The sequence below is a fragment of the Nonomuraea glycinis genome, from assembly GCF_035920485.1.
Classification (GTDB): domain Bacteria; phylum Actinomycetota; class Actinomycetes; order Streptosporangiales; family Streptosporangiaceae; genus Nonomuraea; species Nonomuraea glycinis.
Map to the genome: position 1 here is coordinate 6117187 of NZ_CP109166.1, position 11823 is coordinate 6129009.

13 protein-coding genes are annotated in these 11823 nt (G+C 68.2%); 8 read left to right on the top strand and 5 right to left on the bottom strand.

What is annotated here, in order from left to right:
• Positions 1 to 107 precede the first annotated feature (107 nt).
• On the top strand, positions 108 to 2420 hold the full coding sequence (locus OHA68_RS28695) for a molybdopterin-dependent oxidoreductase (RefSeq protein ID WP_327103051.1): 2313 nt from the start codon (positions 108 to 110) through the stop codon (positions 2418 to 2420).
• A 178-nt stretch (positions 2421 to 2598) separates the two neighbouring features.
• Here the strand turns inward: OHA68_RS28695 and OHA68_RS28700 are convergent, their stop codons facing one another.
• Positions 2599 to 3270, bottom strand: coding sequence for a TetR/AcrR family transcriptional regulator (locus OHA68_RS28700; RefSeq protein ID WP_407674370.1), 672 nt, complete (start codon positions 3268 to 3270; stop codon positions 2599 to 2601).
• Between the two features lie 297 nt (positions 3271 to 3567).
• On the opposite strand from OHA68_RS28700, the gene OHA68_RS28705 reads away from it, so the two are divergent.
• Entirely contained in the window at positions 3568 to 4791 is a 1224-nt protein-coding gene (locus OHA68_RS28705; RefSeq protein WP_327103052.1) for an oxygenase MpaB family protein, read from the top strand.
• Positions 4792 to 4814: 23 nt separating this feature from the next.
• On the opposite strand, the gene OHA68_RS28710 is transcribed toward OHA68_RS28705, so the two are convergent.
• On the bottom strand, positions 4815 to 5024 hold the full coding sequence (locus OHA68_RS28710) for a hypothetical protein (protein WP_327103053.1): 210 nt from the start codon (positions 5022 to 5024) through the stop codon (positions 4815 to 4817).
• Between the two features lie 74 nt (positions 5025 to 5098).
• Between OHA68_RS28710 and OHA68_RS28715 the strand changes: the two genes are divergently transcribed.
• From OHA68_RS28715 to OHA68_RS28725, 3 genes are all read left to right on the top strand, one after another.
• Positions 5099 to 5413 carry a hypothetical protein gene (locus OHA68_RS28715; protein WP_327103054.1) on the top strand — a complete coding sequence of 105 codons (315 nt, stop codon included), beginning with the start codon at positions 5099 to 5101 and terminating at the stop codon, positions 5411 to 5413.
• Between the two features lie 138 nt (positions 5414 to 5551).
• Positions 5552 to 6274 carry a response regulator transcription factor gene (locus OHA68_RS28720; RefSeq protein ID WP_456094114.1) on the top strand — a complete coding sequence of 241 codons (723 nt, stop codon included), beginning with the start codon at positions 5552 to 5554 and terminating at the stop codon, positions 6272 to 6274.
• The gene (locus OHA68_RS28725; RefSeq protein WP_327103055.1) at positions 6271 to 7710 is read left to right on the top strand and encodes a HAMP domain-containing sensor histidine kinase; all 1440 of its coding nucleotides are present in this window, start codon (positions 6271 to 6273) and stop codon (positions 7708 to 7710) included. Before OHA68_RS28720 ends, OHA68_RS28725 begins: the two co-directional genes overlap by 4 nt.
• 96 nt (positions 7711 to 7806) lie before the next feature.
• Here the strand turns inward: OHA68_RS28725 and OHA68_RS28730 are convergent, their stop codons facing one another.
• Positions 7807 to 8001, bottom strand: a complete 195-nt coding sequence (locus OHA68_RS28730) for an MMPL family transporter (protein WP_327103056.1) — start codon at positions 7999 to 8001, stop codon at positions 7807 to 7809.
• A gap of 179 nt (positions 8002 to 8180) precedes the next feature.
• On the opposite strand from OHA68_RS28730, the gene OHA68_RS28735 reads away from it, so the two are divergent.
• Positions 8181 to 9386, top strand: coding sequence for a monooxygenase (locus tag OHA68_RS28735; RefSeq protein ID WP_327103057.1), 1206 nt, complete (start codon positions 8181 to 8183; stop codon positions 9384 to 9386).
• Between the two features lie 235 nt (positions 9387 to 9621).
• Here OHA68_RS28735 and OHA68_RS28740 read toward each other — a convergent pair whose 3' ends face one another.
• Positions 9622 to 10287 carry a response regulator transcription factor gene (locus tag OHA68_RS28740; RefSeq protein WP_327103058.1) on the bottom strand — a complete coding sequence of 222 codons (666 nt, stop codon included), beginning with the start codon at positions 10285 to 10287 and terminating at the stop codon, positions 9622 to 9624.
• Complete coding sequence (locus OHA68_RS28745) at positions 10284 to 10430, bottom strand: hypothetical protein (protein WP_327103059.1); 147 nt, start codon at positions 10428 to 10430, stop codon at positions 10284 to 10286. Before OHA68_RS28745 ends, OHA68_RS28740 begins: the two co-directional genes overlap by 4 nt.
• 308 nt (positions 10431 to 10738) lie before the next feature.
• Here OHA68_RS28745 and OHA68_RS28750 point away from each other — a divergent pair, with 308 nt between their 5' ends.
• Both OHA68_RS28750 and OHA68_RS28755 read left to right on the top strand, forming a co-directional pair.
• Positions 10739 to 11218 (top strand): hypothetical protein, encoded by a 480-nt coding sequence (locus OHA68_RS28750; protein WP_327103060.1) that lies wholly within the window; start codon positions 10739 to 10741, stop codon positions 11216 to 11218.
• Positions 11219 to 11221: 3 nt separating this feature from the next.
• Entirely contained in the window at positions 11222 to 11749 is a 528-nt protein-coding gene (locus OHA68_RS28755; protein ID WP_327103061.1) for a tyrosine-type recombinase/integrase, read from the top strand.
• Positions 11750 to 11823: the final 74 nt, after the last annotated feature.

The following is an 11823-nucleotide window of genomic DNA, read 5'->3' on the forward strand; positions in this document are numbered from 1 at the left end:
CGCGAATCACGGCAGCGTGAGTGACCGGGCCTCTTCGCAGCACCTCACCGCAACGTACGCAACCGCTGTCTGCGATCAGCGGAAAACGTCGGAGACGGAGTTCATGCATGGTGGAACAGCGCATGTCGGTTGCGACGCACTGGGGTAGTTACATCGCCGTAGTCAATTCCGGCCGGTTGGTGCGTATCGAGCCGAGGCACGATGATCCCAGTCCATCGCCTATCGGCCCCGGAATGGTGGCGGCCGCCGACGACAGCGCTCGCGTGCTACGCCCCGCGGTGCGCAAGGGCTGGCTGAACGGCGAGCCGCGCGGCCATGACACGGCCAGAGGCAGGGACGCCTTCGTGGAGGTGAGCTGGGACCACGCGATCACTTTGGTGAGTGATGAACTCCGTCGCGTTCGTTCCCAGCACGGGGACAGCGCGGTGTTCGGCGGATCCTACGGCTGGGCGAGCGCGGGCAGGTTCCACCACGCGCAGGGTCAACTGCACCGGTTCCTGGCGCTGGGCGGCGGATACACCGACTCTCGCAACACCTACAGCACCGCGGCTTTGGAGGTCATCCTCCCCCATGTGATCGGTGGCCATCCATGGAGCTACCAGTCCCGGATGCCGATGTGGGACGAGATAGCCGACAACTGCGAGCTGGTGGTGGCGTTCGGAGGGCTGGCCCTGAAGAACAGCCAGATCAACCCTGGTGGGCTGGCCAGACACCAGACGCTGAACCTGCAACGCCGGTGTCGCGAGGCTGGGGTGCAGTTCGTGAACATCAGCCCCATCCGCAGCGACACCGCCGACTTCCTCGACGCCGAGTGGCTGCCCGTCATCCCCAACACCGACACCGCCGCGATGCTTGGCGTCGCCCACACGATGCTGGTCAACGGGTGGCACGATGAGGACTTCCTTCGCCGGTGCTGCGTCGGGTTCGACCGCTTCGCCTCCTACCTGCTCGGCGAGCTCGACGGCGTTCGGAAGGACGCCGCCTGGGCGGCGAAAATCACGGGCATCGGTCGCGACGCGATCACCGACCTCGCTCGCCGCCTTACCACCCAACGTTCTCTCATCATGGTCAACTACGCGGTGCAACGGGCAGACCACGGCGAACAGCCGATCTGGATGTCCGTCGTGCTGGCCGCCATGGCGGGCTCGATGGGCCGGGCCGGCTGCGGCTGGGGTGCAGGTTACGCGACGATGGACGCGACCGGCGTCGCCCCAGACCGCGCCTTCGTGGCGACGATACCCGCGGTTCCCAACCCCGTTCCGGGCTTCATCCCTGTGGCGAGGATCGCCGATACCCTGCTGCACCCAGGTGAGATCATCGACTACGACGGCCAACGCCTGACGCTGCCCGACCTTCGCCTGATCTACTGGTGCGGAGGGAACCCGTTCCACCACCACCAAGACCTCCACCGGCTGACCCGCGCCTGGCAAGCCCCCGACACGGTGGTCGTGCACGAAGCCTGGTGGAACACCACCGCCAAGTTCGCCGACATCGTCCTGCCCGTCGCCACCAGCTTGGAACGCGACGACTTCGCCGCCGGATTTTCAGACCCCCACCTTGTCGCGATGCCGAAAGTCCGCGAGCCGGCGGGCGAGTCGCGTACCGACCACCAGATCTTCGCCGCTTTGGCCTCCCGGCTCGGATACGAGCAGGAGTTCACAGAAGCACGCTCGGAGATCGAATGGGTCCGGCATCTTTACGAGCAGACGAGGGCCAAGCTCGGCGGCGACGCCGCCTTGCCGGGCTTCGAGGACTTCTGGAGAGACGCCACCGCAGAGCTACCCGCGCCGACCGGACCGTTTCCCGGCAGTTTCGAAGCCCTCCGCTCAGATCCGCAGCGTTACCCCCTGCTGACACCGTCGGGCCGAATCGAGATCTTCTCCGAGGAGATCGACTCATTCGGCTACGACGACTGCGCCGGCCATCCCAAGTGGTTCGAACCAGTGGAATGGCTTCGCGCCGATCTGTCGGGCCGATTCCCGCTGCACCTGATCTCGAATCAACCCGCCTCGCGCCTGCACAGCCAATACGACAACGGCGGCCACAGCCTCAGTTCGAAAATCCGCGGCCGTGAGCCCGTGACGATCAATCCGTCGGACGCCGCGTCACGCGGCATCGAGAGCGGCGTGATCGTGCGCATCTACAACGACCGGGGGAGCTGCCTCGCGGGCGCGGTCCTCTCCGACGACGTCATGCCGGGCGTCGTCCAACTGTCCACCGGGGCGTGGTGGGATCCGGTCCAGCCAGGCACGAGCGGAACGCTGGATCGTCACAGCAACCCGAACGTTCTCACGGCGGACCGGCCCTGCTCGCGCCTGTCACAAGGACCGAGTGCTCACAGCGCGCTGGTCGACATCGAGCGCTATGACGCCCCCGTGCCCGACGTGCTCGCCTACTCACCACCCAGCCTCGAACAGTGACACACAGCCGGCCTCGCCACCCTGGCTGCCCTGGGTCATCTGACTCCGCACCTGACCCAGGAAATAGCCGTGCCGATAAGGTCCAGATCAGGGGCGGTTTCGCGTTTACGTGCCGAGGGGGTTGCGGTGAACTCGGCGGCTCGCATGGCGCCCCTGGACCCCGGCGCGAGGCCGAGGATCAGGCGGGTGGTTCCAGCATGGGCACGAGGAACCGCCGGGCCACTGCGGTCAGTTGCGTGTCGTCATCCAGATCGATGATCGCGCTGGGGATCGCCAGGAAGGAGGTGGAGATCCGCACCATCATCTCGGCCACGAGGCCGACGTCCAGCCTGCCAGACACGTTGCCCGCGCGTTGTTCGCGGCGGAGCTGGCCGGCGACGAACTTCTGCACGGTGGCGAGGGTCTGGCCCCCGCCAGCCATCATGGAGGGTATGAGCAGGTCCGGTTCCGTGGCGATGAGTCCGCCGATCAGTGGGTTGCCGCGAATTGCCCGCAGTGAGCTTACGAAGCCCAAAACCACCCTGTCGGCGGCGGTGTCGGCTTGTTCTATGTCGATGAGGAACTGGTCGAAGTAGCGGCGGAACTCCCGGCGCACCACGTGTTCGACCAGCATGTCCTTGGCGTCGAACCGCCGGTAGATCGTGATCCGCGACACCTTCGCCAGCCGGGCGACGTCCTCCATGGTGGAGCGCCTGATACCCATCCGGCAGAACTGCTCGTACGCCGCATCAAGGATGCGCGTCCGTAGCTCGTCGATGTCGTCCACGCGCTCGACGGCATCGACGTAGGCGCGCTCCAGCAACGACTCCGAGTCCGACGGTGCCATGAATTCGGACAGCACAGACTCCACGCTCACCTCCTGTATGGATTCTGCCTCAAATGCGGTCTTGTGATGCCTGTCACACTGTGATTTTCTGATACAGAGAATCATGATCTGTTTCTAAGTATCACCCACTTCTCAGCCTCGGGCGAGAAGGAGGAAACGGCATGGGAGAACTCAGCAGGCGCGACGCGTCAAAGGCGGGCGTGGGTCCGGCAAGGGCGCGTACACGTGCTTCATGTTCCGTGGGTTCCCAGCGAGCCGGCCAAGACTTCGCAACCAACCACATGCCCTGAGCGAGACCCCCCACCTCGAAGGAGTACAGGCATGGCAGACTTGAGCAGGCGCGACATGCTGATCTCAGGCACCGCCCTGGGAGCGCTCGGCGCCTTAGGGATGGCCTCTCCGGCCCAGGCGGCCTCCCAGTCCGACGGCTGGACCTGGCCGGCCAGCGGTTCAGTCGCGGGCTCCGGCAGTGGCGCCGATCCCCGATGGGTGTGGGATGACGTGGCCGATCCGCTCCTCGCCTCACTGTTCGATCGCGGTCTCATACCCGAGGTCAACCGGCTGCTGTACGACTGGAACCGCAACGACCAGCCCCTGCCCGCGGGACTGCCGGGAGACCTGCGGGCCTTCATCGAGCAGGCGCGTCAGCTGCCGTCGTGGGTCGACCCCGCCAAGTTGGACGCCGGGGCCCGGTTCCATGTGCTCAAAGGCAACTACATCGTCGTCCTCACCATTGTCGGCGCCGGCATGCTGGCCACCGCCATCCCCAAGGAGGCCCGCTCGGTCTACTACTCCGCGGGCGGTGCGGATCTGAAAGACCGGGTCGCCAAGACGAACATCCTGGCGTACGCGGTCAGGCCGCAGAATGCCTGGTCGGCCGGCGGCACGGCCGTGGTCGAGGCCGTGAAGACCCGGCTGGTGCACGCGGCGGTGCGGCACCTACTGCAGTCGTCTCCCCACTGGTCCGGCCCCATCCCGATCAGCCAGGAGGACATGCTCGTCACGTGGCACACCCTGGCGACCTATTCCATGCGCGGGATGCGTGAATGGAACGTGCGCATCTCCTCCGCCGAGTCCACGGGCTACCTGCAGTCGTTGCAGGTGATGGGGCACATGCTCGGCATCAGGGACGAATTCCTGCCCGCCACCTGGGACTCGTCCTACGCCCAGTCGGACATAGTCCTGCCCAGGAACATGGGGCCGACCTCGGAGGGCGTGGAACTGAACGCCATCCTGCGGAACATGCTCGCGGAGCTGACCAGCCCCGGCAGCATCGACAAGCCGCTCGTCAACGCGTTCTCCAGGTACCTCACCGGCAACCAGGTGGCCGACTGGAACGGCATCCCACGTCAGCCGCTGCTGGACCCGGTGGTCAAAGCGGCCTGGCCGCTGCTGGTGCGGTTCCGGGAGGGTCTGATCGGCCTGCCGTTGGTGCCCGCCACGGCCTGGCTCCTCGACGAAATGATCAAAAAGTGGACCACGTACTACCTGACCAAGGGGGCGCAAACCAAGATCGTGATTCCGACCGGCAACCGGCCCAGCTGATCTACGACGAACGTCATCTGCGATCAGTCCTGGAGGATTACGCCGAGCACTACAACGAGCATCGACCGCACCAGCCCCGCCAACAACTCCCACCCGATAAGCAGGAGCACGTCGGGGTTCTGCTGGAAGGTCGGATTCGGTGCCTTCTTGAGCCGCTGCCGTTCGGAGGCGGACAGCGTGGCCAAGCGAGCGCGACAGCGGGGCACCGAGGTCTTTCTCTGGTCGATCTTCACGAGTGATCCGCCGACAATGCCGGCACGTGCCGGTGGGTGCACGCCCGACACGCCCACGCAGCGAGATGGCGGTCATGCCCGCGATCCCCGCCTCGGCCAAGACCCCGCTGGACCAGCGGCTCCCGCTGCACGCCAAGGAGCACTGGCCCCAGTTGGTCACCGTCCACATGCGCTACCACAGCCAGTTCGCCTACGTGGAAGGACAGCTCATCGACGGCGGCCGGCTACCCCTGATGCGGCTGCGCTACGGCGGCTCGGCCACCTACTGGGGGCTGGCCATCCACACCCCCAGCAACGACCGCTACGAAGCCGCACCCTGGTTCACCGGCACCCCGCAAGAGGCCCTGAACCTGGTCTGCGACCTGTATGTCACCGGCATCGACACCTGAACGCCCGCGCACGGCCGGCCCCAGCCCGTCAACCCCCGAGAGACTTCCGGGCCGGACCACTTAGGCATCCGTAAGAGCACGGCCCGCGGGCACCACAGCGGCGACGCTCTAATCCTGGCCTCAGGTTGATCGGGGACAATGAGCGGCAAAAGCATCGACTGGAGGGGGCGGGCCGGCGTGCGGATCATGATCGCGGATGACGAGGCGGCCATCCGTGAGTCGCTGGAGCGGGTGCTCCAGGTCGAGGGTTACGACACCAGCACCGTCGCCAACGGTCTCGCTGTGCTCGACAGGGTCGGTGGCGACGCGCCGGATCTGCTGATCCTCGACGTGATGATGCCCCGCCTCGGCGGGTTGGAGACCTGCCGGCGGTTGCGGGCGGCGGGTCGGGATCTGCCGGTGCTGATGCTGACCGCCCGGGATCAGGTTTCCGACCGGGTCGCGGGGCTGGACGCGGGCGCCGACGACTATCTGCCCAAGCCGTTCGCCACCGAGGAGTTGCTGGCCCGGATCCGGGCCCTGCTGCGCCGCCGCGCGCCGGGCGACGACGAGTCGCAGATCCTGACGTTCGCCAACGTCCGGGTCGATCCCGACAGGTTCGAGGCGTGGCGGGGCGGGCGGCCGCTCCGCCTGACCCGGACCGAGTTCTCCCTGTTGGAGATCCTCGTGCGCAACGCGACCCGGGTATTGACCCGAGATGCGCTGTTCGAGGCGATCTGGGGTTTCGACATGAGCGTCACCTCCAACAACCTCCAGGTGTACGTGAGCTACCTGCGCCGCAAGATGGAGGCCGAGGGTGAGCCGCGATTGATCTACACGCTGCGCGGCTTGGGGTACACGTTGCGGGACACTCCTCCGTGAGCAGGCCCACCGGCCGGGGCTCGCGCCGGCTGACCCGTTGGTGGCGCCGGCGGTCCCTGCGGACCAGGCTGACGGTGATCGCGGCGACGGCCATCGCGGTCAGCGTGTTCATGGCCTTCCAGGTGGCCAGCGAGCTACTGGACTGGGAGCTGCAGGACACCGCGGAGGATCAGCTACGCGCCGACTCCCGCGTCCTGGCGACGAACGCGGAGCGCGCCGGTCTGGCGCAGGTCCAGCTACCGCCGTACCCCGGATCCGGTCGGCTGGTGCGGGTCATCCTGCCCGACGGCTCGATCCGGACGCCGGCCGGCCAACCCGCGCTGCCCCCGGTCAGCGAGCACGCCGGGCGCGTAGTGCAGGGCGCGTCGGCCGACCTGATGGAGTCGGGCGACAGCGACGACGACGGCTACCTCATCTACACGCTGCGGGCGGGCGACGGCGCGGTCCAGGTGGCCCGCGCCGCCGACGACACCCCGATCAACCGGTTCGGGTTGGGCATGCTGCTGATCGGGCTGCTCTGTGTGGTCAGCGGCGCCCTTGTCGGGCGGACCGTGGCGCGGACCGGGCTGGCACCGATCGACCGGCTGACCGCCGCCGCGGTCCGTGTCGCGCACACCCGGGATCTCGACGCCGACATCCCGGATGAGGGCGGTGGGGAGATCCGGCGGCTGATCCAGTCGATCAACGACATGCTCGCCGCGCTCCGGGACTCCCGGCGGGCCCAGCGGCTGCTCGCCGAGGACGCCGCCCACGAGCTCAAGACCCCGCTCACCAGCCTGCGCCTCAACATCGAGCTGCTGATCCGGCTCGATCGGCGCGGCACCCTGGACAGCGCATTGCCGGCGGAGAGCCGGACCCGGCTGCTCAACGATCTCGGCGCCCAGGTGGCCGAGTTGAGCACCCTTGTCGCCGAGCTGACCGACCTGGCGCGCGGTGATGTCAGCGACGAGAGCACCGAACTGCTCGACCTCGCCGACGTAGTGGTGGCGGCCGCGACCCAGGCGCGTTCCCGCGCGCCCGACATCGAGGTCGCGCTCGACGTGACCTCCGTGTGGGTGAGCGGGCGTCCCGCTGCGCTCCAACGGGCGGTGCTCAACCTCATCGACAACGCCGGCAAATGGTCCCCCGCGGACCAGCCGGTCCAGGTCCGGCTCCGTGCCCAGGGCGCGTCGGCGGTGCTCGAGGTCGACGACGCCGGGCCGGGCATCGACGCCGCCGACGTACCGCGGGTGTTCGACCGGTTCTACCGTGCCGACAGCGCCCGGGCGTTGCCGGGATCCGGTCTGGGGCTGTCGATCGTGCAGCGGGTCGTCGACGCCCACGGCGGCCGGGCCACCGTCGCCCGCTCCCCACGCGGTGGCGCGCTGCTTCGGGTCGACCTTCCGGCCGCCCCGATCGCGCGGCTCACCGCCGGGGAGGACACCGCGGTGCGCTGACCCGCCCCGGCGGCGCGGCGCAGGACCAAAGGGCGGCGACCGTCGGGCCCATGAAAAGATCCGGGACGGCCTGGGTCCCCGTCCGTGCCGCCGCACTCACCGTTGCAGCGCGGGCTCCTCATCCACGAGCGGCCGTTGGCCGTCCGGCAGCTCCACCGGTCGGGACAGCCGGCTCGGCCACCACGTCCGCCGGCCGATCAGCAGGGCGAGGGCGGGCACCAGGACCGACCGCACGAGCAGGGCGTCGAGCAGGATGCCGAAGGCGACCAGGACCCCGACCTCGATCAGCATCACCGGTCTCCTCCCAGGCCCGGCTGGCCAGGAAGATGTTGTAGTCGACGCCCTTGAACCCGAGGATCGTGTCGAAGACGCGGCGCTCCGGAGAGAAGTACCGTGGTACTACCTCCCTCCCGAAGATGACGACCGCAGTACGACGAAACGGGACGGAATCGGGCCTAGCGTTCAGGGCTATGACGAAACCTGAGAGTCCACTGCGGAGGTTCGGGGCGGCCACCATGGCGCTGGCGACGGCGTTCGCTGTAGTCGCCTGCGGGTCGGACGCCGACAAGAGAGCGGTGCCCGCCGCGGCCGGCGCGCACAGCGCGCACGCGGGCGGGCCATCGGCTCCACCGCAGCCGCTGCGGGCCGGCGAGCGGTTCGTCAACCTGAAGATGGCCGAGGCCTACACGCCCGCGCCGCCGGAGGGCGGCACGGATGAGTACCGGTGCCAAGTGATCGATCCGGGCCTGATCAAGGCGGCGTTCCTGACCGGGACCCAGGTCATGCCGGAGAACGTCGCCATCGCACACCACGCCATCGTGTACGCGGTGCCGCCGGGCGGTGCTGCCGCGGTGCGCGAGCACGACGCGAAGACCCCCGGCCTCGGCTGGCAGTGTTTCGGCGGGACCGGCGTGGCCGGTGCCGAGGTGGAAGAGGGGGACGCGGCGTGGGTGGACACCTGGGCGCCAGGCGCCACGGAGGCGCCGCTCGACCACGACGCCGGCTTCAAGCTGGAGCCGGGCAGCCTGATCGTCCTCCAGATCCACTACAACCTGCTCGCGACCGACGGCAAGCCGGCCGGGTCGGACAGCTCGGCGGTGCGGCTGCGGCTGACGGACGGCACGCCGCAGACCCGGGAACTCGAGACGTGGTCGCTCGACGCGCCGATCGACCTACCCTGCGCCGCCGACGAGTCGGGTCCGCTCTGTGACCGGGTGGCCTCGATCGCGGACGTGACGAAGCGGTTCGGGCCGGATGTAGGCGAGATGGCGGACCGTCAGGTGGAGGAGTGCAACCAGGGCGGCGCGCCGAAGCCCGGTGACACCCAGACCTGCGACCACAAGGTGGAGGCGCCGACGACGCTGTTCGCCGGTTTCGGCCACATGCACCTGCTCGGGCGGGCCATCAAGGTCGAACTCAACCCGGGCACGCCGAAGGCCAAGGTCGTGCTGGACGTGCCGCAGTTCGACTTCGACAACCAGCGGCTGATGAAGCTGCCGTCGCCGGTGGAGGTTGGCCCGGGGGACACGCTGCGGGTGACGTGTACGCACGACGCGGGGCTGCGCAAACTGCTGCCGCAGCTGAGCAAGCTGCCACCGCGCTACGTGGTGTGGGGCGACGGCACCAGCGACGAGATGTGCACGGGCATCATGTCGGTCTCCCCCCGCAAGTCCTGACGAAGCGTCGAACGTGTGTGAGCTCACTGAGGTCAACAAGCCGAAAAACAGAGAGCTCACACACGTCCGCACTGAACTCACACCCGTGCGGCGTCGTGGCGGTCGGACGGGCGGTGACGTGGGCGGCTGCAGGCGGACCCGGCAGCGGAGCGGTCGATCACGCGGAGCGGATCGGCCCGGAGCGGTGCGGCTGGGAACTACGGTCGCGCCCCCGACGGACGCGCGAGATGAAGCGCTAAATCGGCCGGGTGAGCCTCAGGTCGTAGGCGAGGATGACGGCCTGGATCCGGTCTCGTGCGCCGATCTTGGCGAGGACCCGCCCGACGTGGGTCTTCACCGTCGACTCCGACAGCGTGAACCGTTGCGCGATCTCGCCGTTGGTGAGGCCGTGGCCGATGGCGACGAGGATCTCGCGCTCGCGGCCGGTCAGGGAGTCCAGCCGGGGATCCTCCCGCACGGGCCCGCAGAGGTCATCGCTGAGCCGGTCGGCGAACGCGTCGAGCAGCCGCCGAGTCAGCGCCGGCGCGATCACCGCGTCCCCGGCGGCGACGGCCCGGATGCCGGCGAGCAGCTCCTCCGGGTGGATGTCCTTCAGCAGGAAACCGCTCGCCCCGGCCCGCAGCGCGGCGAGCGCGTACCGGTCCACGTCGAACGTCGTCAGCACCAGGATCCGCGAACGCCCACCGGCGGCGACGATGCGCCGGGTGGCCTCGATCCCATCGACGCCCGGCATCCGGATGTCAATCAGCACCACGTCGGGATGCAGCTCGGTGGTCCGCCGAACGGCCTCGGCGCCGTTCTCGGCCTCGCCGACGATCTCGGTGTCGGGGGTGCTCTCCAGCAGCATGCGAAACCCGAAGCGCTGCAGCGGCTGGGCGTCCACCACGAGCACAGAGATCATGAATGGCTGCCTTTCAGGGTCGCGTAGACGGTCCAGCCGTCGTCCGATGCGGGGCCGGCGCTGACCGTGCCGGCGTAGAGCGCGGCGCGTCCGGCCAGGCCGGCCAGGCCGAGACCCGCGTCGCCCGGCGATGCCTTCTTCATACCGAGCGAACCTGAGACGACTGTTAAAATGGCGCTCAGGCCGGTTGGCCGCCGACGCGGGTTCGGCGTCGGGCGGGCCGCTGTCGTGCACGACGATGTTGACCTGGCAGGAGTCGGCCGCCAGGCTCAGGCCGACGGTGGTGCGCGGGCCGACGTACTTGAGTGCGTTGGTCAGGGCCTCCTGCACGATGCGGAAGGCGGCTCGCAAGCCGCCGCCCTGCTGGCCTGCGACTTTATCGAGATCATCACCCTGAAGGGCCAGTGCCGGTACATCGGCCGTCATCGAGCACGCCACCAGGCGCATCCGTGTGGTCGGCACCACCGCGCACCCCACCGCAAATTGGGTCGTTCAGGCGATAAGGAACCTGGTGGTGGACCTGGACGATGCGGGTTGTCGGGCGCACTTTCTGCTCCGAGATCGGGATGGAAAGTTCCCCGCTCTCATAGACGAGATCCTCGCCGACGCCGGCATCAAGACGGTGCTCACCGGCATCCGGATACCGCGGATGAACTCGATCATGGAGCGATGGGTGCAGTCCTGCCGCCGTGAACTCCTCGACCGCTGCCTCGTATGGAACGAACACCACCTGAGGCATGCGCAGTGTCGCGCGCGCTGCGTCGACGGAGAGTTGGATGAGGGGTTGCTGGCCACGGCCAAGCAGCTCACCGACATCGGCCGGAAGGTGAAGGAAGGAGCGCCGAAAACCGATTCGTCGGACGCGGTGGTCGCGCTGGACAAGGGCACGATCGCTGCCCTTCGGGCGCACAAGACGCGACAGAACGAGTAACGGTTGGCGTGGGGAGCGGCGTGGACGGACAGCGGCCGCATCTTCACGAAGGAGGATGGCAATGAGTTGACGCCTGACTGGGTCAGCGAACATTTCGAGCGGTTGGCTTTCGCGGCTGGCCTGCCGCCGATCCGGCTGCATGACCTTCGCCATGGCGCGGCCACGCTGTCGCTGGCGGGCAATGACATAAAGACGACGTCGGCGATGCTACGGCACTCCAGTCTGTCGATCACGGCCGACTTGTACACGACGGTGCTGCCGGAAGTGGCGCGGGAAGCGGCCGAGGCGAGTGCCCTTCTGGTGCCCCGGGCGGTGATTGTGGGGGAGGCGTCCGAAACTGGCGGTCTCCCTTCAATGATTCTGCGAGGGCTTCACGTGGCGGTGCGAGCTCTGGCCACTCAGGAGACGGAACCAAGTGCGGCAGGATGGTCGGCCGTGCTCCTTCGCCTGGCCTACCTCACTAACGCGAACCTGCGCCACTTCAGGACTGCGGCCACCGCCTTGGTCAAAGGCCGATCGTCGAACAGATGATCACTCGGCGGGTGCCGCTGGACCGCACACTGGAGGCTCTCGGGCCTGGGACGACGTCAAGGTCGTCATCGACC